Here is a 23,234-nt window from a genome sequence, read left to right on the forward strand (position 1 = left end):
CCTTGGGCTGAAATCACCGCAGCTTTTACGGACGCTGCCGGCTACAGGTTCTCCAGTGGAGTGGCCGTGTTGGCGCCGGCGTCTACGGCCGCCTCGCGGGCAGCGTTGCGGCGGGCCCGGCGTTTGTCATTGATGAGGCAGATACCCACCGCCACACCGAAGAGCAGCAGCAGAGGTGCGGCCATGTAGAACATGGTGAGTGCATCCCCGCCCGGCGCTGCCATGGCAGCGAACACGCAGATGAGGAAGATCGTGATCCGCCAGTACTTGATGATGAGCTTGCCCGGGAGGATCCCGGTCATGTTGAGGCCCACCAGCACCACGGGTATGAGGAACGCAATGCCGAAAGCAAGCAGCAGGCGCAGTACGAAAGCAAGATAGACGCTGGCGGTGATGACGTTGGCGCTGCCCTCGGGGGTGAATCCGGTGAGCACGTCGATGGCGCTGGGCAGGAGAATCCAGGCCAGCGCCACGCCGCCCAGAAACAGCGGCACGGACGCTGCCATGAAGCCAAGGGCGATGCGGCGTTCCTTGGTCTTCAGGCCCGGCGTGATGAACGCCCACAGCTGGTACAGCCATACGGGACAGGACATGAGCAGGCCGAGGAAGACGGAGACCTGAATCATCTGGTCGAAGGGGGTTGCCACACCTTCGAAGTTGATGGTGGCAAACCGGCCGTCCTGGTTACCCACGTCCAGGACCGGCCGGGTGAGGGCGTTGAAGGCAGGCATGTAGAGGAAGAAACCCGCCACAGTGCCTAAAATCACGGCTATGCCCGATTTGAACAGGCGGTTGCGGGCCTCCCGCAGATGATCCTTGAGGGCCATCCGTCCTTCGGGGTTGGCCTTGCGCCCTTTGGTCAGCGCCACGGCCGTTACAGGCTGGTGGGCGGATTACCCGCGGGGCGGTGCTCGGTTCCCGGATTGGCGGGGGTGCCGGGGGCTGCCGGCGGAACCGGATTCGCGGGAGTGCCGGTGGCCGAGGGATTGTTGACGATGCGGCCCTCAACCGGTTCTTCAGGGGTGGCGCCCGGCTTGCTTTCATCCTGCATTTGCCGGACCTCGGACTTGAAGATGCGCAGCGACTGTCCCATGCTGCGGGCAAGGCCGGGCAGCTTGGGTGCGCCGAAGAGCAGGAGGGCCAGAATAACCAGAATTACTATATGCCAGCCTTGAATGCCGTTCATGCCGGTGTCCTTTCGTTTTGGAACAGTTTACGTCAGAGGTTCGGGAAGTCGCGCAGTGCGCGGGGCTGCCCGTTGGCGAGGCGTCGATCAACTCGACGCTCCCGGCGCCGGGTCCTCCGCGCCTCTTTGCCTTCTTCGTAGCGGGCTTTGGCACGGATGGGATCGTCGAAGATTCCCAGTTCCTGCTCCGGCGTTCCCGCCAGGGGAACGACCGACGCCGGCACCGAAACGGCCAGTGCCGAGACCGCGCCCTCCGCTTCACGCAGAGTGGCCATCAGCTTGCGGAAGATCCGCCAGCCAATGAGGCCGTAAAACACTAAGGCAGCGACGATGAGCGCCGCCCATATCAAAATCCAGGACCACCAAGGCATGCCTCCAGCATAGTGCGGGAAACCCGAAGGCCGTTCATCTCCGGGGTCCCCGCGCCCAAGGGCCCATCAGCCCTGCGGGTCCGGGCCGTAGTTCTCCAGCGCCTCCCGCAGCCACCGGCCGGTTTCGCTGCGCAGGTCCGCCGGCGCGGCGACGGCGGCACTGCCGCCCTGACGGGCAATGAACCCGGGGATCCAGCGGGTGTTGCCCACCCGCAGTTCCACGGCGCTGCGGCCCCGGGGCAGATCGGCGCGGCGGGCGGCGTCGTAGGCGCTTTCCACCCAACTGGCTGAGGGCCCGAGGACCAGGGTCACCAAGGTGTCCTCAGTGCCCGGGCGGAAGAGACCGGATGGAAAAGCGGCATTCGGGACCGGCCCCTGCCAGGAGGCGGGACCGCTGTCGGTTACCTGATGGATCCGGTCCACCCGGAAGTTCCGCACGCCTTCGGAACGGTGGCACCATGCCTCGAGGTACCAGAGATTGTTCACCGAAAAGAGCCTGCGCGGATCCACAGTGCGGTCCGTCACTTCATCCCGGCTGGGCACCAGGTACCGCAGGTCCAGCTGGCGACGCCCGGCAATGGCCTGCTGCAGTGTGTTCAGGATCTCTGCGCTGCCCTCGGGCTCCGCCAGCCGGGCGGCAACGACGCTGCCTGCCTGTGCCGACTCCCCCGCTGCTTCACTGAGTTTTTCGAGGGCGCTGGCCAGCGCCGGGGTCTCACCAACCCCGGGCAGGGAGGCGAGGGTTTCCAAGCCCACCATCAGCGCCGCTGCTTCATCCATGCCCAATCGGACCGGTTCGGACAGGTCATCGGCATTGTCGATGAAAATCTGCCCGTTTTCGAAGTTCACGTCCATGAGCCCGTTGGGGTAATGCCGCGGGCCGCTCACGAAAAGAAGGTTCAGATCGGTGGCCAGCTGCGCAGAGCTGACGCCGAAGCGTCGTGCGGTGTCCTCCAGGTCCGCACCCTGATTTCCCAGCACGTAGGGCACCAGATCCAGCAGGCGTGTCAGGTGGCTCTGAGCCGCCGTTGAGCTGGCCGCCGGCGTGGGAGCGCGCCGGCCCAGGGTGAACGCAGGAACGGGTTTGGTCTGTGCTTCCAGTGCCAGGCGAAGAAGATCGGCAACAGCAGAACGAAGCGCCGGCGGATGGACGGCAACGGCACTGGCGCCCAGGGCAGCCGTGTCAGCCGCCAGCGCATCCAGGTCGGGGACCGTCAGCGTCAGCTCTTCCCAGCCGGGCTGCTCTGCGGGTGCAGTTTTGGCGCCGTCCCGCAGGCGGAGCTCTGCCGCGGCACCCTTCCGGACCCGCACCAGGGCCGGAACCGGCGCAAAAACCGAGTCCAGCGAGGCGAGGGACGCATCGATACTGAAACTCGCAGGCACCTCATAACTGCCGTCGCCGAGCGTAACGGGTGCGCTCATGCGGGAGAGCCGAAAGAACCGCTCTGCCTTCCGGTCCAGATCCCATCCCACGACATACCAGTGGCCAAACCGGCTGCCCATCCCCCACGGCTGCAGATGGCGCACCGTGCTGCGCCGCCGCCGGGCGGGACTTGCCGGTTCGTCGCCCGCGGTGCGGGCACGGTCCGCCGGGCGGTAGCCGAATGATATGGGCGTGCGGGTGACGGTGGCTTTCCAGACGGTTTCAAAATGGGGATCGTTGGTACGGATCCGGGGCTGCAGGGGGCTGGCAGCTGCGTCATCAGCGTCCACTCCGCGGGTCTGGAGCCTGCGCAGCGCGCGTGCCGCCGCTGAACCCAGCGATGCCTGCTCCCACATTCCGGCAGCCAGCGCCAGAACGGCCGATTCCTCGGGTGTGAAGCGCACCCCGGGGAGGCGGTACGCATCAGCCCGGATGCGGTATCGGCGCACAGAATTGTCCTGGTCGTAGAGGGTTTCCTCGCTGTAGGACTCCACGGGAATGCCCTGCTCACGCAGGAAGGCCTTGTCCCGGTCGAAGAGTTTTTCCCGGGCAGCGGTCGACGGCGCTTCGCTGTACAACTCAATCTCGTCAAAGAGTTCGTGCTTGGTGAAGCCCCTGCGGGTGGACAGCAGCGCAATCACGAGGTTAAGGAGGCGTTCGGTTCTGTTGGCGGACACGGAAGCCAATCTACCGCGCCCGGCCGGTTGCTGCGGACCGTGCGGGGCGCCGGGAACAGGACCCCGGGCACCAAAAAGGCGGGTCCGCGGCTGCTGTGCAGCTGCGGACCCGCCTCGAGGCAGGGTTCCGGATTAGCGGACGCCCAGCAGGTCAACCACGAAGATGAGTGACTCTCCGGGTGCCACTGCCGAACCTGCGCCGCGGTCCCCGTATGCCATGGACGCGGGGATTTCCAGACGGCGGCGGCCGCCGACCTTCATGCCCAGCAGGCCCTGGTCCCAGCCCTTGATGACCTGGCCGACTCCGACCTTGAAGTCCAGCGGAGTGCCGCGGTTCCACGAGGCGTCGAATTCCTCACCCGTGGAAAAAGCAACTCCCACGTAGTGGGTGGAGACGGTGTCTCCGGCCTTGGCCTCGCGGCCGTCGCCCACCACGATGTCTTCAATCAACAATTCAGTGGGTGCTTCGTGATCCGGAAAATCAATTTCCGGCTTCTGGCGGTCGTATTCACGCTTACCAAATGACATGGTGCTCCTCGCTGCGGCGGTTTCCCGCGTTGATGCTGTGTTCAGCTCTAACGCTACTTGACTTCCTCGATGTCCACGACAAACACCAGCGGACCGGACGGGCCGCGCTGGGCGGGATCGCCGTAGGCGAGCTCGGTGGGGATGACCAGCAGAACCTTGGATCCGGCCTTCTGGCCGGCAAGTCCGTAGGTCCAGCCGGAGATGACGCCGTCCAGCGGGAATTCCACGGCCTCGCCCTGCTCGTAGCTGGAGTCGAAGGTCTCGCCGTCGCGAAGGCCAACGCCCAGGTAATTCGCCTTGACGGTGCCGGTCTCTTCAACAACCGCTCCGTCGCCTTCTTCAAGAACCTTGACGATCAGCTTTTCCGGTTCAGCAGCATCCTCGGGGATCTCCACGGCGGGAACACCGTCTTCACCGAAGGTCACCTTGGGGAGCTTGCCGTCGGCTTCGAGCGCCGCTACGTCATCCTGGCTCATCAGGAGGGTGCCGTCGGCGTTGCGCGCGGCTGCCTCGTCCTTTTCCAGTACCGGAACGGTGTCCTGGGCACTGAGCACATTCAGGACCATCACCTGCGTGGGCTGGTCAGCGGCGTCCTCGCCGCTCGCCTCGGCCTGCGCGTCGGGGAAGGCGTAGGCGATCTGCGAGCCAACCTTGGCGCCCAGCAGGACCTCGTAGAGTACCGGGTCCTGTTCCTTCAGCATGTCATTCACCGGCAGCGTGGATGCTGTCTGTGCGTAGGTGTCCCCCAGCACGCTCGCGTCATCTGCACTGAGTGCCACGAACTTGAAGGTGATGCTCTGACCGTCGGCAACCTCGTCGCCGTCGCCCGTGTGGACAATCTTCGCGGCACTCTCGGTGATGTCCAGCGGAGCATCGAACTCCACCTCGGGAGCGGTCTCCTGGTCCTCGACCTTGACCTTGACGGAGTCAAAAACTCCCTCCTGGCCTGCGGACTTGCCCTCTTCCGCGCCGCCACAGGCGGACAGGAAGAGCAGGGCGGACAAACTTATGGCTAGTACTTTTCGCACACTACTTCTTTCAGTGGTGGACAGATGGGCCCGCGATGTCCCCGGCAGAGCCGGGTTTTGGGCGCGGACAGTCGACTCAAGCGTAGCGTTTCTGCCTGTGCGCTGCCTTGGAGTGATCGCCCCAGGCGGAAAAGACGCGAAACCCACCCGCAGCGGGCCACGCGGGCCGCACGCTAGAGGGTCGCCAGCAGGGCCTCCACCCGCTCATCCACTGCTGCAAACGGGTCCTTGCACAGGACGGTCTGCTGCGCGCGGTCATTGAGCTTAAGGTGCACCCAGTCAACGGTGAAATCACGGTTGGCGGCCTTGGCCCGGCGGACAAAGTCCCCCCGCAGCTTGGCCCGGGTGCTCTGCGGCGGAACGTCCACGGCTTCCTTGACCTGGATGTCTTCGACCACGCGCGCGGTTTCACCCCGGGACTGCAGCAGGTAGAAAAGCCCCCGCCGGCGGGAGATGTCATGGTAGGTCAGGTCAATCTGCGCCAGCCGCGAAGCGGCAAGGTCCAGGGAGTCGCGCTCCGCGTACCGGTCAACGAGTTTCTTCTTGATGGCCCAGTCAATTTCGGTATCGATGCCGGAAGTGTCCTGGGATTCGATTGCCAGAAGGGTGCGCTCCCACAGGTCCAGCACCCGTTCCACATGCGGATTGTGGGCGCCGTTGGCAGCAACGAAATCCTGCACCCGGGCCAGGTAGACACTTTGCAGTTCAAGCGCGGTCATGGTGCCGCCGTTGGCAAGCTTCAGCGGCATGCGGCCGGTCAGGTCGTGGGAAATTTCACGGATGCTGCGGATGGGATTCTCCAGCCGCAAATCCCGCATCACCGCTCCGGCTTCAATCATGCGGAGCATCAGGTCCACGGAACCGATTTTGAGCAGCGTTGTGGTCTCGGACATGTTGGAGTCCCCGGCGATGACGTGCAGCCGGCGGTAATGCTCGGCGTCGGCATGCGGCTCGTCGCGGGTGTTGATGATGGGGCGGGACCGCGTGGTGGCGGAAGAGACACCTTCCCAGATGTGGTCCGCCCGCTGCGAGAAGGCGTAGAGGGAGCCTGACTGCGTCTTAAGCACCTTTCCCGCACCGACGAGCAATTGCCGGGTGACCAGAAAGGGGATGAGGATGTCCGCCAGCCGGGAGAATTCCAGGCGCCGCGGAATGAGGTAGTTCTCGTGGCTTCCGTAGGAGTTTCCCGCCGAGTCGGTGTTGTTCTTGAACAGGTAGACGTTGCCGTTGAAGCCTTCGGCCCGGAGCCTGTCTTCCGCCTCGTCGACGAGGTCGTCCAGAATCAGTTCGCCGGCCCGGTCATGCGCCACAAGCTGTGCCAGATCGTCACATTCGGCCGTGGCGTACTCCGGATGGGACCCGACGTCGAGGTAGAGCCGGGAACCGTTGGTCAGGAACACGTTGGAGGAACGCCCCCAGCTCACCACTTTTCGAAACAGGTAGCGTGCCACTTCTTCGGGCGAGAGCGGGCGGGAGTCGGGGCCCGAGTAGGCAATTCCAAACTCGGTTTCAATTCCAAAGATCCTGCGGTCCATCAGTCTCCCTCCGGGCCGGACAGCAAGCGGTCCAGCTCTACGGTGTTGATTCTCCGGAATGCCCGCACGGCGCCCCGGGAGGAGAGCGGATTCCGGTCGAGCACCGCCACTTCCAACAGACCCGCGCCCAGCTGCTCCGGCTCGGAACCGGCGGATCCGTTGGCGGTGCCCGACGGCTCCGCGGGGGCGCGGGTGGCGGAGAGTGCGCCAACGGCCGTCCGGATGGCTTCACGGAATCCGGTGTCCTGGTTCCAGGTCCGGGCCAGGGCCTCGTGCACCACGTCCGCCTGCCCGCCCATGACCACGTAATTGCTTTCATCGGCTATTGAGCCGTCGAACGTCAGCCGGTACAGGTGGTCGGCGTAGGGTTCAGCGCCCACTTCGGCCACGGCCAGTTCCACTTCGAACGGCTTTCCTTCGGTCGTGAAGACGGAGCCGAGGCTTTGCGCATAGACACTGGCCAGGCCCCGGGCCGAAACGTCTTCGCGGGAGTAGGAGTAGCCGCGCACGTCGGCGTAGCGGACACCGGCCTGGCGAAGGCTCTCGAACTCGTTGTACTTGCCGACCGCGGCGAAACCGATCCGGTCATAGATCTCCCCGAGCTTATGCAGCGACGGTGAGGGGTTCTCGGCAACCAGGGCAATGCCGTCGCGGCAGGTCAGCACAACAACGGAGCGTCCCCTGGCAATGCCTTTCCGGGCGAAATCCGCCCGGTCCTTCATTAGTTGTTCGGGAGATACATAAAACTGCTGTGTCATGATCAGCCCTCCAATCCCGCTGCGGAACGGCGGTTAATCAGTTCCTGGGCCATCATGTGCAGTTCACGTTCCGGGATTTCCCGGGCACCGGCGCTGTTGACCACATAGACCACGGGCCACAGTTGCCGCACGAGGTCCGGGCCGCCGGTGGCGGAGTCGTCGTCGGCGGCGTCGTAGAGCGCTTCAACCGCCACGGCCACCGCCTGTTCCTCGTCCAGGCCGGGTTTCCAGAGCTTCTTGAGCGCTCCGCGAGCAAACACCGATCCCGAACCCACACTGTGGTGTTCATACTCCTCGTAGCGCCCGCCCGTGACGTCGTAGGAGAAGAGCCGGCCGAGGTGGCGTTCGGTGTCGTAACCGGCGAACAGCGGCACCACCGCGAGTCCCTGAAGCGCGAGGGGAAGGTTGGAGCGCACCATGGCAGCGAGCCGGTTGGACTTGCCGTCCAGGCTCATGGGCGTTCCCTCGATTTTGTCGTAGTGCTCCAGCTCCACCTGGAACAACCGGATCATGTCGATGGCGAGCCCGGCGGTTCCGGCAATGCCGACCACCGAGTAGTTGTCCGCCGGGAAAACCTTCTTGATATGGCGGCTGGCGATCATGTTTCCCATGGTCGCCCGCCGGTCACCTGCCATCAGCACGCCGCCGGCATAGGTGAGGGCAACAATGGTGGTGGCCTGGGGCGCGGCCGCCGACGCCGACCCGGTTGGCGCGGGACCCAGCCGGCGCGATGACGGAAGGAGTTCAGGGTGGTGCCGGGCAAGATGATCGCTGAAGGACGGCGGTGCCGCCCCATTAACCGCTGCTGCGGGGTCCTGACGGGTCATCCGCTACTGTCCGCCCTTTTGGATGAAGCCCCGGACAAATTCCTCGGCGTTGTTTTCCAGCACGCCGTCAATCTCGTCCAGGAGGTCATCGACGCCTTCAGTCTGCGCTGACGCTCCCGCGTCGGGGGCGGCTTCCGGAGGAGGTGTCTCTTCCAGTTCCTCTTCTTCGCTGCGTGCCCCGGTGTTCCTGCGGTCCTGGCTTGCCATGATGACTGCCTTCCTTGGCCGGAGTCCGGCCTTGTGACGGGTCCTGCCGATTCGGAACCCAACTGCTAGTGCCTATGGTGCCACGCTATGTTCGGGCCCGGACAGGAGTCGAGTGACAAAGTCCTCCGCATCGGCAGAAGCTTCGAACAGTTCCTCGGTCAGCGCCCGGGTTCCCTTGAGCGGTTCACGGGTGGGAATGCGCTGGAGCCGTCGGTGCGAGGGCAGCTCAAAGATGATCGAATCCCAGCTGGCGCCCACCACCTGCCGCGGAAAGCGGCTGACGCATTTGCCGCGGAAATAGGCCCGCGTGTCATCGGGCGGTTCGTTGACTGCCCTGGCAATCTCCTCATCGCCGAGGAGGCGTTCCATCTGGCCGCGCGCCGCGAGCCGGTAGTAAAGCCCCTTCTCGGGGCGCATGTCCGAGTACTGGAGGTCCACCAGGTGCAGCCGTGCGTCGGACCAGGCGAGGGAATCACGGTTGCGGTAGGCCTGGAGCAGTTTCAGCTTGGCCACCCAGTCCACGGAGGCTGCGGCTTCCATCGGATCCCGCTTCAGCGTTCCCACGAGGGCGGTCCAGCGGCCAAGGATGTCCTCCGTGTCGGCGTCTGCCCCACGGCTCCGGCAGTGCCTCGCGGCTGCCTCCAGGTAAATCTCCTGCAGGTCCAGCCCGGTGACTCTGCGACCGTCCTTGAGTTCCACCAGCTGTTGCAGGCCGGGATCGTGGCTGATCGCCTGGAGCGCCCCCACCGGGTCCCGCAGTTCCACCTCCGGCGCCGTGCCCTCCTCGATCATGGACAGCACGATGGATGTGGTCCCCACCTTCAACAGCATGGACACCTCGCTGAGGTTGGCATCTCCGATGATGACGTGCAGGCGCCGGTATTTCTCCGCCACGGCATGGGGTTCATCGCGGGTGTTCACGATGGGCCTGCGGATGGTGGTTTCCAGGCCCACCTCCGCCTCGAAGAAATCGGCCCGCTGGCTGAGCTGATATCCCTGCCGCTGATTGTTGGTTCCAATTCCCACCCGGCCGGACCCGACAATGACCTGTCGGCTGGCAAAGAACGGCACCAGTCCCCGCACCAGGTCCGTGAACGGAACGCTGCGCGGCACCAGATAGTTCTCATGGGAGCCGTAGGAGGCGCCCTTGCTGTCGGTGTTGTTCTTGTACAGGTTCACCGGAGAAAAGCCGGGGGCGGCGGCGATGTACCGCACCGCTGCCAGTACCACGGCGTCCCCGGCTTTGTCCCACAGCACTGCGTCGCGCGGAGTGGTGACTTCCGGCGAGGAGTATTCCGGATGCGCGTGGTCGACGTAGAGACGTGCGCCGTTGTTCAGGACCATGTTCATCAACACCGGATTGTCCGTGGTCTGCTCACCGTAGAGGGCGGCAGGACCTCCCCCCTCCATGGCAATCTGTTCTGCATCCAGGACCGGCGGAACGTCCGTCAGCTGGGTGGGATCCGCGGCAGTGCGGGGCACTGTGTACCCCCGGGCATCGTTCAGCGGAGCTTCGTCCGTATAGTCCCAGCGGGTGCCGCCGAAATTTCCCATCCCGCTCCGCCGCGACGCCGCGTACGCGTTGACGATCTGGCTGGAGAGGACGGTGGCGTTGGCGGCGGGAAGCCCGGGCGCCAGCACACCGTACTCGGTTTCCGTGCCCATGACACGGCGCACGCTCATAGATACTGCCCGGGGTTGGCGGCTGTTTCGATGGAGCGTCCGGGTTCCTGGCCGGCCTTGCCCTGGATGATGGTGCGGATGTACGTGATGCGCTCGCCTTTCTTGCCGGAAATGCGTGCCCAGTCGTCCGGATTGGTGGTGTTGGGCATGTCCTCGTGCTCACGGAACTCGTCCACCACTGCACGCATCAGATGATCGATCCGCAGTCCGCGCTGATGCAGGGTCAGCAGGTCCTTGATGGCATATTTCTTGGCCCGGTCCACGACGTTTTGAATCACGGCGCCCGAGTTGAAGTCCTTGAAGTACAGCATCTCGGTGTCGCCGTTGGCGTAGGTGACTTCAAGATATTCGTTGGACTTGTCCTCGGCGTACATCTTCTCCACCGTTCGGCGGATCATTTCCCGTACGGTCATCTCCGGGTCGTACCCGTTTTCTGCGAGGTCGTCACGGTGCAGCGGCAGGTCCGGGGTCAGGTACTTGGCAAAGATTTCCGCCGCGCCCTCGGCGTCCGGGCGCAGGATCTTAATCTTCACGTCCAGCCGGCCGGGGCGCAGGATGGCCGGATCGATCATGTCTTCGCGGTTGGAAGCGCCAATCACGATGACGTTTTCCAGCTTCTCCACGCCGTCAATCTCCGAGAGCAGCTGGGGAACAATGGTCGTTTCGACGTCGGAGGAAATGCCGGTGCCGCGGGTGCGGAACAGGGAATCCATCTCATCGAAGAACACCACTACCGGACTGCCGCCGGAGGCCTTTTCGCGGGCACGCGCGAAGATCAGCCGGATGTGCCGCTCCGTCTCACCCACGTACTTGTCCAGGAGCTCCGGGCCCTTGATGTTCAGGAAGTAGCTGCGGGTCCCCAGGGAACCGGTCTGTTCCATGACCCGGGCGGCCAGGGAATGCGCCACCGCCTTGGCGATGAGGGTCTTGCCGCAGCCCGGAGGGCCGTACAGCAGGATTCCCTTGGGTGCCTTGAGCCCGTGCTCCCGGTACAGGTCGGGGTGCAGGAAGGGCAGCTCCACGGCGTCGCGGATCTGCTCGATCTGGGGTCCCAGGCCGCCGATGTCCGAGTAGGAGATGTCCGGAACCTCTTCCAGGACAAGGTTCTCCACTTCGCTGCGCGGAATCTTCTCGAGCGCGTAGCCGATCCGGGTGTCCACGGTGACGGCGTCCCCCACCCGGACTCTCTCGGCTTCCAACGGCCCGTTGAGGCGGACCACGCGTTCGTCGTCGGCCCGGCCGACCACCAGGCAACGGTCGCTGCCCAGCAGCTCCTTGACGGTGAACAGCTCGCCGCTGCGCTCAAAGCCCAGGGACGCGACGGCCACCAGTGACTCGTTCAGGAGCACTTCCTGCCCGGCAACTATCTGGTGCATATCCAGCAGCGGGCTCACCGAGACGCGCAGCTTCCGGCCCGACTGGATAATGTCCAGGCTGTCCTGGACTGCCGCCGTCGTTGTTTTTCCCCTGCTCGCCGGTGCCCGGTGGTTCACCGAGATGACTGTGGCGAAGCTGAAGGGCGTGGCGCCCTCTTTCTCCAGGGCGTCCTTCAGCCGGATGATTTCCGCTTTCGCCGTCTCCAGCATCGCCACCAACCGGGCGTTGTTGTGGGTCAGGGCGGCCAACTGCCGGTCCACATTCCGCAGCTTCTCCCTTAGGACGGCGGCTTGCTGGGAGTCGGACCCGGGTCCACCCGATGCGCGCAGATACTCTCGCGGATCTTCAGCCCCGGAATCAACGGTGTTATCTGCTTCAGCCATGTTTGCGTCCACCTTCACGTTGCGCAGGGTCTCTAGCCTCGACGATAACCCAGCAGCGGAAGCAACACACGGGTTGGCACCTCTTGTGTTCACCGGGCCGGCAGTTATCCACCGGCCCGATTGCGGCTACGGCGTTTCGGGCGTAACGTCCTGATCCGCGTTATACTTTTCGGCGTTTTCCAGCGCCCCGCGCTGCACCTTGGAACTGGCATCACGGGCCGCACGGCGCAGCTTGTGCGCCGAGACTTCCCGCTCCCCCACGGCTGCCGGAGTCCACGCGTTCATGTCCTCTTCGCTGAAGTTGGTCTTCGACGCGCGGCGCTTGGCCACCAGCCCGGTGGCGCCTTCGGCGAGGCGGCGGGCGGTCAGGAGGAAACCGGTGTGGGCCACCATGCGGTGGTCCGGCCGCACTGCCAAACCTTCGAGGTGCCAGCCACGGACCATGGATTCCCAGCCGTCCGGCTCGGTGAACCGGCCGTCGGCGCGGATGGCCTCTGCGGTCCGGGACAGCTGGGTGACGGTGGCAACGTAGGAGATCCACACGCCTCCGGGCGCCAGGACGGTGGCAACGGCGTCGGTGCACTCCCACGGTGCCAGCATGTCCAGGACCACGCGGTCCACACTGCCGGGCTCTTCCGTGCGGACAACCTCTTCCTGGAAGTCACCCAGGGTGATGTTCCAGGCGGGGTGCGGTCCGCCGAAGAAGGTTTCCACGTTGCCCCGGGCGATGTCCGCGAACTCTGCACGCCGCTCAAAGGAATGCAGGGAGCCGGAGTCACCCACGGCACGCAGCAGCGAGATGCTCAGGGCCCCGGAGCCGACGCCGGCTTCCACCACGCGGGCACCGGGATAAATGTCCGCCATGGTGACAATCTGGCCGGCGTCCTTCGGATATACGACGGCGGCACCGCGGGGCATGGAGAGCACAAAATCGGACAGCAGGGGACGGAGCACCTGATACTGCTGGCCCGTGGTGTTGGTGACGATCGTGCCCTCGGGCATGCCGATAATCGTGTCATGGGGCAGGAATCCGCGGTGGGTGTGGAAGGCGCCCCCCTCGGTCAGGGTGATGGTGCTGTGCCGGCCCTTTTCGTCGGTGAGCTGGACGCGCTCTCCCGGACGCAGCGGTCCCCGGCGGTGTTCGGCGCCGTGGGGAGCTGTAGCGGCTGTCTGGCCCGGGGTGTCCGAGTTCATGGGTAACGTTCCTTTGGATTTCGGTGGTGCTGGTCTGTCAAGAAGGGGGTGGCGGAAATTTACCGCGGGGAGGCGGGCGGGCGCTTCCGCCGTGCGGACTTGGGCGATATGGCGTCCAGGACAACCGCCTGGGTCAGGAGCCCCACCACGGCACCGTCCCGGTCAATCACGGCGTATTCGCTGCCTTGAAGTTTAGCGAGGTACTCCACCAGTTCTGAACCGGCGGCTGCCACGGGAACATAGGCGCCCGGAGCCAGCGGCCTGGCCGCGGCGTCCACCGGCGTGGATTCCGCCAGATTGTCCGGCACCAGGGCGACCGCGCCGCGGTCGGCGATGGCCCAGGGCTGTCCTGTCGGGGCCGTGATGACCAGTGCCGTTTCCGGCTGGGCTGCCAGCAGTTCCCGTGCATGGGACACCGGGGAGCCGGCGCGGAGGGAGTGGGCCGGACTCATCAGGGCGCCGGCGCTGACGTGGGGAAGCCGCAGCCGCACGCGGGCATTCTGGATGCTGGCCCCGGCCCCCATCCAGAGGAAAGACGAGATGAGTGCGGTCAGCAGGACAACCTGCAGGTCAGGTGATTGGCCTCGCAGGTAGGGCGGCACCAGGACGGCGGCGGCCAGCAGCACGGCAATGATGCGTCCGGCGTAACCGGCGGCAACGGTTCCTTTGTCCTGGGAACCGGTGGCCTTCCACACTGCGGATTCCACAATCCGGCCGCCGTCCAGCGGAAGGCCGGGCAGGACGTTGAAGATCGCCACCAGCAGGTTGGCCCACACGAAAATCTCTGCCAGCAGGGTTGCCACCGGGTTCAGCGGCACTGCCAGCAGGAGGAGCCAGCCTGCGCCGGCCAGCACAAAGTTGGCGGCCGGGCCGGCCAGGGCCACCAACAGGGAGCGTCCGGGTGTTGACTGGACGTTGCCGAACTGGGTGTGCCCGCCCCAGAGGGTCAGCACGATCTTCGCTGTCGGCCAGCGGTAGCCCCTGGCGGTAACTGCGTGGGCCAGTTCATGGACCAGGACGGAGACCAGGAGCAGCAGCGCGTAGCCCAGTGCGACGGCGTAGGCCCATGCCCCGAGATCCGGAAAACTCCGCCGGACCAGGGGACCGAAAAACACCACGATGAAAGCGGCGATGATGAACCACGAGTAGGCCAGGTAGATCGGCACCCCGGCTATGCGCCCCAGCGGTATCCCGTTCCGTGCGGGTGCCGGCGTGCCGGCTCCGGGGGTAGTGCTCAACGCGTTGCCTCCGCCGGCGCCGAAGTCACCAGGGAGGCCAGGTCCGCTGCATTCCTGCCGGCCAGGGTTTCCCATTCGTGCCGGCCCTCGTCGGGGGGAAGCGGAAGAAAATGCGGCACTCCGAGCGTTACCAGGCCTGCCGCGCCGGCGGAGGTGACTCCCGGAAGGGAGTCCTCGATCGCAACTACACGGTCCTTCACCAGACCCGGGATCAGCGACGAAAGGCGGTCAAAGGCCAGTTCATAGGGCTCCGGATGAGGCTTTCCCTGCTGGACCATGTCTCCGGTGACCAGGAACTCGAAGGTCCCGGCCGGCAGCTGGCGGCGGATCTCGTTGGCCAGCACGGGCTCTGACATGGTCACCATGACGCATGGAATACCGGTCTCGCGAAGTTCTGCCAGCAATTCCCGGGCACCCGGACGCCAGGGAATCTGAGTGCGCACATTAGCCGTCACCTGGGAAATTAGGCGGTCGATGATTTCACGGATGGTGAGGGGAACGCCCGCGTTCTGCAGCAGTCCGGCGCTGTACGTCAATGCCTGGCCGACCATGGCCTCGGCATCGGAATCCGTCCACGAGCCGCCATACGCGGCCACGAGGTCCTTCTCCGCCTGGATCCAGTATGGCTCCGTGTCCACGATCGTGCCGTCCATATCCCAAAGCACCGCTTGGAGCGGGCCGGGCCGGGGATCGGTTTGCAGGGCATTCGGAACAGAAGAAGACATGCATCCCAGTCTACGGGGGCGCCGGCTGACGGGTTTACTTTGCTCTGGGCGAAGCTCTGCGTGCAGTCCTGACAACGCAGCGTGCCGGACATATGGTGAGTCTGTGAGCGATACCGAAGAAACCCCGCCTGTGGGCCTCCAGGACTTTTTTGGCGGCTCCCAAGAGCGAACCACTGTCATGCTGGCGGCCTTTGAAGGCTGGAACGACGCCGGTGAAGCTGCCAGCGACGCCGTGAAGTTCCTGAGCATGTTCTGGCACAGCGAGAAGATTGCCAGCCTGAACGCCGATGAATACTACGACTTCCAGTTCACCCGTCCGGTGATCGAGCGGCTGACGTCAGGTGGAAAACGCATCAAATGGCCCAGCACCCGCATCTCCAAATCCGAGGTTCCGAACAGCAACCTGGACGTCATCTTCGTCTCCGGGGTTGAACCGTCCTACAAATGGAGGGCTTACACGGCCGAGCTGATCGCCCTGGCGAAGGAACTGGATGTGGACTGCATTGTGCTGGCCGGCGCCCTGCTGGCCGACGTGCCGCACACCCGTCCCATCCCGGTCACGGCAACCTGTGAAGACAGTGACCTGCGGGAGGAGCTCAAAGTGGATTCTTCCCACTATGAAGGCCCGATCGGGATCGTCGGTGTGCTGGCGGAGATGGCCGCCCTGGCCGACATCCCCACTGTCTCCCTGTGGGCCGCTGTGCCGCACTACGTGGGACACTCCCCCTCCCCCAAGGCGCAGTTGTCATTGCTGCACCGGATCGAGGAACTGCTCCAGGCGCCCTTGGACACGGCACTGCTCACTGATGAAGCCGATGCCTGGGAGCGGGGTGTGGACGAACTGGCCACGGAAGACCCGGAAATCGCCGCCTATGTGCGCCAGCTCGAAGAGGCCAAGGACACGGCAGAGCTTCCCGAAGCCAGCGGCGAGTCGATTGCCCGCGAGTTTGAGCGCTATCTCAAACGCCGCCGGCGTGACTAGGTGCAACTCCCGCCGGGCCATATTGCCTGGTTAGAGCCGAATCCCCAGCAGCGCTTCCACCGTGGAAGCGGCCAGGTCCGCGCCGTCGGCATCCGGTCCTTCAGCAGCGGCCACCCCTGCACTGTCAGACTCTTCTCCCACCGAAACGGCCCACGCATCGACTGCGGCCAGGGCTGCAGGAGCATCGAGATCGTTGGCCAGGGCCGCCCGCACGCTTGCGAGCATTGCCTCTGCCCGGGTCCGGCTGGTCAGCGGCAGCGCACGCCGCCAGCGCGCGAGGCGCTGCTCGGCATTGGTCAGCTGCTCATCGGTCCAGAACCAATCGGTGCGGTAGTGGTGGCTGAGCAGCACGGCGCGGATGGCAGCCGGGTCGGTGCCCTGGCTGCGCAGCTGGGAAACCAGAACGAGGTTGCCCAGGGACTTGCTCATCTTTTCGCCGTCCAGGCCAACCATTCCGGCATGGGCATAGTGCCGTGCAAGCGGACTGCCGCCGCACGCGTAGGCGTGGCCGGCACTCATTTCATGGTGCGGGAAGACCAGGTCCGAACCTCCGGCCTGCACCGTGAACGGGGCCGGCAGGAAGCGCTGGGCAATGACTGAACATTCAATGTGCCAGCCCGGACGGCCCTCGCCCAGCGAGGCGCCGTCCCAGAAGGGCTCGCCGGCTCGCTTGACGCGCCACAGCAGCGGATCCAGCGCATTGCGCTTACCGGCGCGCAGGGGATCTCCGCCGCGTTCGGCGAAGACCGGCAGCATCTGGTCCGGGGAGAGTCCGGAGACGGTGCCGAGCCGCCAGGCGTCGGGATCCTCAGGATCGAGGTCCGAGGCCGCGTTGACGGAAAAGTAGACGTCGCCGTCGGGGTCGGTTCCCTCCCCGGGAACCCGGTAGGCGATCCCGCGGCGCAGGAGGTCCTCTACCACGGGAACGATCCATTCGATGGACTCCACGGCGCCGATGTAGTGATCGGGAGCAAGGACGTTCAGGGCTTCCATGTCGTCGCGGAAGAGCTGGGTCTGCTCCAGGGCCAGCTCCCGCCAGTCCAGGCCCCTGGCATTGGCGCGTTCCAGCAGCGGATCATCAATGTCCGTGACGTTCTGCACGTAGCGGACCGCGTTGCCTGCGTCCCGCCACTGCCGGTTCAGCAGGTCGAAGGCCACGTACGTTGAGGCGTGTCCCATATGCGTGGCGTCATAGGGCGTGATGCCGCAGACGTAGAGGCTTGCCTCGCCCTGGGTGCGGACAGGGACTGTTCGACCAAGGGCGGTGTCATGGAGAACCAGGTCCGGTGAGTTTCCGGGCAGGGAGGGCAGGGGGGAGCTTTTCCAGGCAATCACAGGTTCAACTCTACTTTCAGTTGCTACGCCGTCAGCACACCCAGGCCCAGCAGGATGTAAATGACCACGCCGAGGAGGATCCGGTACCAGACAAAGAGGCTGTAGCTGCGGCTGGAAACGTAGCGCAGGAACCAGCCAATGATGATGAATCCCACAACAAACGCAACGAGGGTGGCGCCGGCGGTTTCCCAACCGCCGTAGACCATCGGCTCGTCCAGCGACTTGACCAGCTGGAAAAGCCCGCTGCCGAAGACTGCCGGAATCGCCAGCAGGAAGGCGTACCGGGCGGCGGCCTCGCGGGTGTAGCCCATGAACAGGCCCGCCGTGATGGTTCCACCGGAGCGGCTGACCCCCGGAATCAGTGCCATGGCCTGGGCGAGGCCGTACAGGATGCCGTGCTTGTAAGTGAGCCGGTCCAAGCTGCGCTGCTGTTTGCCGACGGCGTCCGCAATGGCGAGGATAATGCCGAAGACGATCAGCATGGTGGCAACGATCCACAGGCTGCGGAAGGTGCTTTCAATCTGGTCCTGGAACAGCAGGCCCAGGATAACGATCGGCAGCGTTCCGATGATGATCAGCCAGCCCATGCGGGCATCGGGATCGTTGCGCGGGACGCGGCCGCTCAGCGAGCCAAACCAGGACTTGACGATCCGAACGATGTCTTTCCAGAAATAGACCGCCACAGCCGTCTCCGTGCCGAGCTGCGTAATGGCGGTGAAGGCTGCTCCGGGGTCCTGGGCACCGGGCAGCAGCTCACCCACTATCCGCAGATGTGCGCTGGAGGAGATGGGAAGGAATTCAGTAAGACCCTGAATGAGACCGAGGAAGAGTGCTTCAAACCAATTCACAAGGAAATACTCTAGGCCACTGCGGAGGAGACCCGGATGCGCTACGTTCCCGGCTGCACCCCGGCGGAGCGTTCATTGGCGCCTGGGGACTTGTCTTCGAATTCCCCGGTGCCGTCAAAATCCTCTTCGTCATCTTCGTAGATCTCCAGCGGGGTCACCTCGCCGTATGCGTCGTAGAGGACTTCCTCGTAGACCTCAAACGCATCTGCTACGGCCAAATAGGCCGCCTCCACCACCGGGTCTTTGTCCCCGCGGCGCCGGGCGGCAGCCGTCAGGTGCTCTTCGAGTGCGGCCATCAGGGATTGGAGCGCGACGTGCGGATCTATGCTCATGCCCTAGACGTTAGCGGTAAAGTGGGCAAAATTGGAGGGCAATGCGAGAACAAATTCTTAGGCCCGGCGTGCGCCGGCCAGACGAAAACATCCGGGACTACGAGTACCTCGTGGTGTCTGTGAACCCGGGAGACTCCCTCTCCGAGGCCCGCAGGCTCATCACTGAACACGCCGAGTACGGCAAGTGGGAGTTGCAGCGCAGCTGCATCTACCGCGGCGGCGCCCGACGTTTCTGGCTCCGCCGCCGCATCATGCGGGTGCGCCGCACCGCCTAGCTGCTGGGCCTTGAGCGGCTAGGGCCGGGCGTCCTGCGCAGGGACAGGCCCCAGCCAGGCATTGGCAACCGAGGAATGCACCGAATCCTCGCTCGAGGGATGGAACATTCCGGCGAGGACATCGCGGTAGAGGCGTTCCAGTTCCGCGCCCCGGGAGTAGCTCCTGCCGCCGGCCACCCGCACGGCGGTCTCCACCACTGACCGCGCCGTTTCGGTGGCCCGGTACTTCAGCGAGGAGAGTTTCGGAAACCACAGGCTCCCATGGTCGACGCCCTCGTCCAAATCGCGGGCAATGGACTCAAGCTGCGGATGGATTCCGTCCATCCGGATTGCCGCATCCGCAACTTTCCAGCGGGTGTGCGGATCGTGGGCACCGCTGCCGCCTCCCGCCGTCGTCCGCGTTTTCGCGGCTTCCACCGCCAGCTCGACGGCACGGTCCCCCACACCCGTGTACACGGCGGACAGCAGGGTTTCGAAGAGGGCAAAGATGGCGAACACAAAGGGATCCGCGTGCGGTCCCACCGGGGTGCTGCGGACCAGCCGGTCCGCCGACAGGACCGCATGGTCCAAAACCGTGGTGCAGGACTGGCTGGCCCGCATGCCCATGGTGTTCCAGTCGTCCTTGACGGTAATCCCCTCGGTCCCCCGCGGGGCGAACCCGAAAATGAGCCGGGGCTCCTCGGGCAGGGAGTCGTCGCGTCCAAAAATGCCCAGCCGCGTCCATGCCGGCGAGAGACTGGTGAAGATCTTGGTTCCGGTAAAGGCATAGGAGCCGTCCCCGAGGGGCTGTGCCGCCGTTTGAGAATCAAACAGGACGGCAGGATTGCCCGGTTCCGAGATGCCGAACGCGTACAGCTCGCCCCGGGCGGCGCCCGCCAGGATGAAATCCAGGGAATGGTCCCCGCGCAGCGCCAGCAGGTGGGCCACCCCGCACCAGACGAGGTGCATGTTGACGGCCAGCGCCGTGGCGGGGGCAGCCGCGGCCAACAGCCGCTGGCTCCGGACCACCTGCCCGATGGTGAATCCGGCTCCGCCGGCATCCTGCGGGGTGAACAGGGACAGGTAGCCGGCGCTGCGCAGGTCTTCGAGGTCTTCGGTAAAGAAGCGGTTGTCCCTGTCATAGCCGGCGGCGCGCCCGCGCAGGCGCTCCAGGAGGTCGGGGGTGAGGATGTCGGTGGCGTCCATGCTGGATCTTTCTGGGGGAAGGTTAGTAGCTGGTCAGCAGCCGGGAGAGGACCCGGGTTCCGAATTTCAGGGAATCGACCGGCACGCGCTCGTCCACGCCGTGGAACATGCCCGTGAAATCCAGGTCTTCGGGCAGGCGCAGCGGGGCGAAGCCGTAGCCGGTAATGCCCAGGCGGCTCAGGGACTTGTTGTCGGTGCCGCCGGAGAGCGTGTACGGCAGGACAGGAGCACCGGGGTCCTCGGCCTGCAGGGCCCCGATCATGGTGTCCACGAGATTGCCGCTGAACGGTACTTCCAGGGACACGTCCCTGTGCTCGTAGGTCACGTCGATGCCGGGACCGGCCAGATCCCTGATGATCGCCAGGACCTGCTCCTCCTGCCCGGGAAGGGTCCGCACATCGATGAGCGCCTCGGCGCTGCCGGGAATGACGTTGTGCTTGTAGCCGGCCTTGAGCACCGAGGGGTTGGAGGTGTTCTGCAGGGTGGCACCCACGAAACGGGCCACGGTGCCCAGTTCCGCCAGCAGCTTGTCGGGGTTCTGCGGATCGAATTCGACCCCGGTCAGCTCGGTCACGCCGTCCAGGAAGGCACGGGTGGTGTCCGTGAGCTCGATGGGCCAGGGGTACTCGCCGATGGTGGCGACGGCGCGGGCCAGCCGGGTGACGGCGTTGTCGGTGTTGATCTGGGAGCCGTGTCCGGCCCGCCCGTGGGCAGCCAGACGCAGCCAGGAGATGCCCTTCTCCGCTGTCTGCAGCAGGTAGGTGCGTTTGCCGCCGATGGTGGCCGAAAACCCACCGACCTCCGAGATGGCCTCGGTGGCGCCGTCGAACAGTTCCCTGCGGTTCTCCACGGCCCAGCCCGCACCATACTGGCCGCCCGCCTCCTCGTCAGCGAAAAATGCGAAGACAAGGTCGCGCCGGGGCTTAACCCCCGAGGCCGCCATGCTGCGCATCACCGACAGGATCATGGCGTCCATGTCCTTCATATCCACGGCACCGCGGCCCCAGATCAGCCCGTCGCGTTCTTCGCCGCTGAACGGATCAACGGACCAGTCCTGCTTCTGTGCCGGCACCACATCCAGATGGCCGTGCACCACGAGGGCGGGCAAGGAGGAATCACTGCCTTCCATCCGGGTGACCACCGAGGCACGGCCCGGAGCGGATTCAAAGAGGTCAGCGTGCAGGCCGGCCTCCTCGATCAGTCCCGCTGTGTATTCGGCTGCTGCCCGCTCCCCCGGGCCGGATCCGTCGCCGAAGTTGGAGGTGTCAAAGCGGATGAGCTCCTGGCAGATCCGGGTGACTTCATCTTCGGCGGTTGTTGGGCGCGCGGCGGACTCAGACGCAGTGGACTCAGACATGTTTCTCCTTCGACGTGATTGCTGCCCAGCCTAGCCACCGAGGGCCTGACCAGCGCCGATTTACGGTTGCGGCCAAAACCGTGTTAGAGTTTTTCCCGTTGCTTCCGCAGCTTTTGAACGACTGAAGAGCTTGCGGCAAACACCCAAGCGCGGGTGGCGGAATGGCAGACGCGCTAGCTTGAGGTGCTAGTCCTCTAACGAGGGTGGGGGTTCAAGTCCCCCTCCGCGCACAATCAAAACCCCGGAATCCATTGGATTCCGGGGTTTTTTGTTGCCTTCCCCCGAACCGCCTGTCAGACGAAGTGACTTTTAACACATCCTGGAAAGGGACGGGCTGCACCTGCCCCTTCCCTGTCAGCCGCGCAGCGCCGCCGGTACCCTCTGTCTATGGAAGGTGCAACGCTCCTTAACCTGCTGCTTGTGGTGTTCTTCGTCCTGCTGGGAGGCATCTTCGCCGGAACCGAGATGGCGCTGGTCTCGCTGCGGGAGAGCCAGATCAGCCGCATCGAATCATCCGGGGCCGGCGGCAGGAAGATCGCCGAGCTGGCCCGCAACCCCAACCTGTTCCTGTCATCCATCCAGATTGGCGTGACCCTCTCGGGGTTTTTCTCCGCCGCCTACGGAGCTTCCGCCCTGGCGCCCGCCCTGGCACCTGCTCTGCGCGGACTGGGTCTTGGGCCTGCTGCGGCGAATGCACTGGCCTTCATCCTGCTGACCCTGGCGGTGGCCTACCTGTCCCTGGTCCTGGGCGAGCTGGTGCCCAAGCGGCTGGCCATGCAGAACGCCGAACGCTTCACCCGGCTCCTCGCTCCGCCCCTGAACGTCTTCGCCGTCATCATGCGGCCCGTCATCAAGCTGTTGTCGGTGTCCACTGATGCCGTGGTCCGGGTCCTCGGCGGCGATCCCAAGGTTAAGACGCCCCCGATCACCTCTCAGGAGCTGTGGGACATGGTGGCAGCCAGCCCCGTCCTTGCCGAGGACAGCCGGCGCATCCTCTCCGACGTTTTCGGCGCCGGTGACCGGCTGCTGCAGGAGGTCATGCGTCCCCGTCCCGAAGTGAAGTTCCTCTCCGCCGAGCTGACGGTGGCCGAGGCCCGGGCCATCGTGCATGAGCTCCCCTACTCGAGGTACCCGGTCATCAGGGACTCACCGGACGACGTCGTCGGCTTCATCCATGTGCGGGACCTCCTGCGGGAGGACGACGACGGCGGGCGGACGCGCGCGCGGTCGCTCGGGGACATTGCCCGCCCCATCCTTTTCCTTCCGGGCACCGCGCCGGTTGTCCCCTCGCTGTCCCGCATGCGGCGGGACGGGAGCCACATCGCCGTGGTGGCGGATGAATACGGCGGCACGGACGGCATCGTCACGCTGGAGGATCTGGTGGAAGAGCTGGTCGGGGAGATCTACGACGAGTACGACACTCTGCGGGATCCTGAAGACCGGCACCGGCGGATACGCGGGGACCTGGTGGTGGACGGCGCACTGATCCTGCAGGAATTCGAACGGCTCACCGGCTTTCCGCTGCCGGAAGGACAGTACGAAACGGTGGGCGGCTACATTATGGAGAGGCTGGGCAGGATAGCCAAACCCGGCGATATGGTCGAGGCTCCCGGATGCGAGCTGGAGGTGCTCACGCTGTCAAACCGGCGCATTGTGTCCGTGCGCGTTATACCCGAATCCAAGGAATCGAACTAACCTGCGTCCATGCGCTTCGGTTACGGGTGCCTGCGTCAATTACCGTAACATTGCTATGCCGCCCAGAAGCGCAGAGAATACCGGG

General features: G+C 65.0%; 23 protein-coding genes and 1 tRNA gene. 4 read left to right on the forward strand and 20 right to left on the reverse strand.

Annotated elements, in window-relative coordinates; genetic code table 11:
- Positions 1 to 41 precede the first annotated feature (41 nt).
- The 15 genes from tatC to MUG94_RS08755 all read right to left on the reverse strand — a co-directional run bounded on the left by tatC (position 42) and on the right by MUG94_RS08755 (position 15,140).
- Complete coding sequence (gene tatC, locus MUG94_RS08685; protein WP_227889787.1) at positions 42 to 869, reverse strand: twin-arginine translocase subunit TatC; 828 nt, start codon at positions 867 to 869, stop codon at positions 42 to 44.
- A 5-nt stretch (positions 870 to 874) separates the two neighbouring features.
- On the reverse strand, positions 875 to 1,186 hold the full coding sequence (gene tatA, locus MUG94_RS08690; RefSeq protein ID WP_104103592.1) for a Sec-independent protein translocase subunit TatA: 312 nt from the start codon (positions 1,184 to 1,186) through the stop codon (positions 875 to 877).
- 32 nt (positions 1,187 to 1,218) lie between these two features.
- On the reverse strand, positions 1,219 to 1,557 hold the full coding sequence (locus MUG94_RS08695; protein WP_227889788.1) for a hypothetical protein: 339 nt from the start codon (positions 1,555 to 1,557) through the stop codon (positions 1,219 to 1,221).
- 66 nt (positions 1,558 to 1,623) lie between these two features.
- Positions 1,624 to 3,657: a helix-turn-helix transcriptional regulator gene (locus tag MUG94_RS08700; protein WP_227907811.1), complete on the reverse strand. Its 2,034-nt coding sequence runs from the start codon at positions 3,655 to 3,657 to the stop codon at positions 1,624 to 1,626.
- A gap of 132 nt (positions 3,658 to 3,789) precedes the next feature.
- Positions 3,790 to 4,185 (reverse strand): FKBP-type peptidyl-prolyl cis-trans isomerase, encoded by a 396-nt coding sequence (locus MUG94_RS08705; RefSeq protein WP_227907810.1) that lies wholly within the window; start codon positions 4,183 to 4,185, stop codon positions 3,790 to 3,792.
- Between the two features lie 53 nt (positions 4,186 to 4,238).
- On the reverse strand, positions 4,239 to 5,189 hold the full coding sequence (locus tag MUG94_RS08710) for an FKBP-type peptidyl-prolyl cis-trans isomerase (RefSeq protein WP_247098804.1): 951 nt from the start codon (positions 5,187 to 5,189) through the stop codon (positions 4,239 to 4,241).
- 197 nt (positions 5,190 to 5,386) lie between these two features.
- On the reverse strand, positions 5,387 to 6,748 hold the full coding sequence (gene pafA / locus MUG94_RS08715) for a Pup--protein ligase (protein ID WP_227889792.1): 1,362 nt from the start codon (positions 6,746 to 6,748) through the stop codon (positions 5,387 to 5,389).
- Positions 6,748 to 7,506 (reverse strand): proteasome subunit alpha, encoded by a 759-nt coding sequence (gene prcA / locus MUG94_RS08720; RefSeq protein ID WP_227889793.1) that lies wholly within the window; start codon positions 7,504 to 7,506, stop codon positions 6,748 to 6,750. Before prcA ends, pafA begins: the two co-directional genes overlap by 1 nt.
- Positions 7,507 to 7,508: 2 nt before the next feature.
- Entirely contained in the window at positions 7,509 to 8,333 is an 825-nt protein-coding gene (gene prcB / locus MUG94_RS08725) for a proteasome subunit beta (RefSeq protein ID WP_227889794.1), read from the reverse strand.
- Positions 8,334 to 8,336: 3 nt separating this feature from the next.
- On the reverse strand, positions 8,337 to 8,540 hold the full coding sequence (locus tag MUG94_RS08730; protein WP_227889795.1) for a ubiquitin-like protein Pup: 204 nt from the start codon (positions 8,538 to 8,540) through the stop codon (positions 8,337 to 8,339).
- Positions 8,541 to 8,612: 72 nt separating this feature from the next.
- Positions 8,613 to 10,223: a depupylase/deamidase Dop gene (gene dop / locus MUG94_RS08735; protein WP_227907809.1), complete on the reverse strand. Its 1,611-nt coding sequence runs from the start codon at positions 10,221 to 10,223 to the stop codon at positions 8,613 to 8,615.
- Positions 10,220 to 11,983: a proteasome ATPase gene (arc, locus tag MUG94_RS08740; RefSeq protein ID WP_227889797.1), complete on the reverse strand. Its 1,764-nt coding sequence runs from the start codon at positions 11,981 to 11,983 to the stop codon at positions 10,220 to 10,222. Before arc ends, dop begins: the two co-directional genes overlap by 4 nt.
- A 126-nt stretch (positions 11,984 to 12,109) precedes the next feature.
- Complete coding sequence (locus MUG94_RS08745) at positions 12,110 to 13,177, reverse strand: tRNA (adenine-N1)-methyltransferase (RefSeq protein WP_227889798.1); 1,068 nt, start codon at positions 13,175 to 13,177, stop codon at positions 12,110 to 12,112.
- 59 nt (positions 13,178 to 13,236) lie between these two features.
- Complete coding sequence (locus MUG94_RS08750) at positions 13,237 to 14,415, reverse strand: site-2 protease family protein (RefSeq protein WP_227907808.1); 1,179 nt, start codon at positions 14,413 to 14,415, stop codon at positions 13,237 to 13,239.
- Positions 14,412 to 15,140 (reverse strand): HAD family hydrolase, encoded by a 729-nt coding sequence (locus MUG94_RS08755; protein WP_227889800.1) that lies wholly within the window; start codon positions 15,138 to 15,140, stop codon positions 14,412 to 14,414. Before MUG94_RS08755 ends, MUG94_RS08750 begins: the two co-directional genes overlap by 4 nt.
- Positions 15,141 to 15,243: 103 nt before the next feature.
- On the opposite strand from MUG94_RS08755, the gene MUG94_RS08760 reads away from it, so the two are divergent.
- Positions 15,244 to 16,122, forward strand: coding sequence for a PAC2 family protein (locus tag MUG94_RS08760; protein ID WP_227907807.1), 879 nt, complete (start codon positions 15,244 to 15,246; stop codon positions 16,120 to 16,122).
- A 30-nt stretch (positions 16,123 to 16,152) separates the two neighbouring features.
- Here MUG94_RS08760 and mshC read toward each other — a convergent pair whose 3' ends face one another.
- Genes mshC through MUG94_RS08775 form a run of 3 tightly spaced genes read right to left on the reverse strand, consistent with a single transcriptional unit; the run spans position 16,153 to position 18,637 of the window.
- Positions 16,153 to 17,457, reverse strand: a complete 1,305-nt coding sequence (gene mshC / locus MUG94_RS08765) for a cysteine--1-D-myo-inosityl 2-amino-2-deoxy-alpha-D-glucopyranoside ligase (RefSeq protein WP_227907806.1) — start codon at positions 17,455 to 17,457, stop codon at positions 16,153 to 16,155.
- A 23-nt stretch (positions 17,458 to 17,480) separates the two neighbouring features.
- A complete protein-coding gene (locus tag MUG94_RS08770) occupies positions 17,481 to 18,305 on the reverse strand; it encodes an undecaprenyl-diphosphate phosphatase (RefSeq protein WP_227889803.1) in 825 nt (274 codons plus the stop codon).
- Positions 18,306 to 18,346: 41 nt separating this feature from the next.
- Positions 18,347 to 18,637, reverse strand: coding sequence for a hypothetical protein (locus MUG94_RS08775; protein ID WP_227889804.1), 291 nt, complete (start codon positions 18,635 to 18,637; stop codon positions 18,347 to 18,349).
- Between the two features lie 41 nt (positions 18,638 to 18,678).
- Here MUG94_RS08775 and MUG94_RS08780 point away from each other — a divergent pair, with 41 nt between their 5' ends.
- The gene (locus MUG94_RS08780) at positions 18,679 to 18,912 is read left to right on the forward strand and encodes a DUF5703 family protein (protein WP_227907805.1); all 234 of its coding nucleotides are present in this window, start codon (positions 18,679 to 18,681) and stop codon (positions 18,910 to 18,912) included.
- An 18-nt stretch (positions 18,913 to 18,930) separates the two neighbouring features.
- Here the strand turns inward: MUG94_RS08780 and MUG94_RS08785 are convergent, their stop codons facing one another.
- The gene (locus tag MUG94_RS08785; RefSeq protein ID WP_227907804.1) at positions 18,931 to 20,097 is read right to left on the reverse strand and encodes an acyl-CoA dehydrogenase family protein; all 1,167 of its coding nucleotides are present in this window, start codon (positions 20,095 to 20,097) and stop codon (positions 18,931 to 18,933) included.
- A gap of 22 nt (positions 20,098 to 20,119) precedes the next feature.
- A complete protein-coding gene (locus MUG94_RS08790; RefSeq protein WP_227907803.1) occupies positions 20,120 to 21,454 on the reverse strand; it encodes a M20/M25/M40 family metallo-hydrolase in 1,335 nt (444 codons plus the stop codon).
- Between the two features lie 147 nt (positions 21,455 to 21,601).
- On the opposite strand from MUG94_RS08790, the gene MUG94_RS08795 reads away from it, so the two are divergent.
- Positions 21,602 to 21,684 (forward strand) — tRNA-Leu (locus tag MUG94_RS08795).
- Positions 21,685 to 21,841: 157 nt separating this feature from the next.
- Positions 21,842 to 23,149, forward strand: coding sequence for a hemolysin family protein (locus MUG94_RS08800; protein ID WP_227907802.1), 1,308 nt, complete (start codon positions 21,842 to 21,844; stop codon positions 23,147 to 23,149).
- Positions 23,150 to 23,234: the final 85 nt, after the last annotated feature.

Origin of the sequence: Arthrobacter gengyunqii (genome assembly GCF_023022985.1) — a bacterium.
GTDB classification, from domain to species: domain Bacteria; phylum Actinomycetota; class Actinomycetes; order Actinomycetales; family Micrococcaceae; genus Arthrobacter_B; species Arthrobacter_B gengyunqii.

Bases quoted from the DNA above. Each gene is read 5' to 3' on its own strand.
- tatA (WP_104103592.1), bottom strand. From the start codon at position 1,186: ATGAACGGCATTCAAGGCTGGCATATAGTAATTCTGGTTATTCTGGCC.
- MUG94_RS08695 (WP_227889788.1), bottom strand. From the start codon at position 1,557: ATGCCTTGGTGGTCCTGGATTTTGATATGGGCGGCGCTCATCGTCGCT.
- MUG94_RS08705 (WP_227907810.1), bottom strand. From the start codon at position 4,185: ATGTCATTTGGTAAGCGTGAATACGACCGCCAGAAGCCGGAAATTGAT.
- pafA (WP_227889792.1), bottom strand. From the start codon at position 6,748: ATGGACCGCAGGATCTTTGGAATTGAAACCGAGTTTGGAATTGCCTAC.
- prcA (WP_227889793.1), bottom strand. From the start codon at position 7,506: ATGACACAGCAGTTTTATGTATCTCCCGAACAACTAATGAAGGACCGG.
- prcB (WP_227889794.1), bottom strand. From the start codon at position 8,333: ATGACCCGTCAGGACCCCGCAGCAGCGGTTAATGGGGCGGCACCGCCG.
- MUG94_RS08730 (WP_227889795.1), bottom strand. From the start codon at position 8,540: ATGGCAAGCCAGGACCGCAGGAACACCGGGGCACGCAGCGAAGAAGAG.
- dop (WP_227907809.1), bottom strand. From the start codon at position 10,223: ATGAGCGTGCGCCGTGTCATGGGCACGGAAACCGAGTACGGTGTGCTG.
- arc (WP_227889797.1), bottom strand. From the start codon at position 11,983: ATGGCTGAAGCAGATAACACCGTTGATTCCGGGGCTGAAGATCCGCGA.
- MUG94_RS08745 (WP_227889798.1), bottom strand. From the start codon at position 13,177: ATGAACTCGGACACCCCGGGCCAGACAGCCGCTACAGCTCCCCACGGC.
- MUG94_RS08755 (WP_227889800.1), bottom strand. From the start codon at position 15,140: ATGTCTTCTTCTGTTCCGAATGCCCTGCAAACCGATCCCCGGCCCGGC.
- MUG94_RS08775 (WP_227889804.1), bottom strand. From the start codon at position 18,637: ATGAGCATAGATCCGCACGTCGCGCTCCAATCCCTGATGGCCGCACTC.
- MUG94_RS08780 (WP_227907805.1), top strand. From the start codon at position 18,679: ATGCGAGAACAAATTCTTAGGCCCGGCGTGCGCCGGCCAGACGAAAAC.
- MUG94_RS08785 (WP_227907804.1), bottom strand. From the start codon at position 20,097: ATGGACGCCACCGACATCCTCACCCCCGACCTCCTGGAGCGCCTGCGC.
- MUG94_RS08790 (WP_227907803.1), bottom strand. From the start codon at position 21,454: ATGTCTGAGTCCACTGCGTCTGAGTCCGCCGCGCGCCCAACAACCGCC.
- MUG94_RS08800 (WP_227907802.1), top strand. From the start codon at position 21,842: ATGGAAGGTGCAACGCTCCTTAACCTGCTGCTTGTGGTGTTCTTCGTC.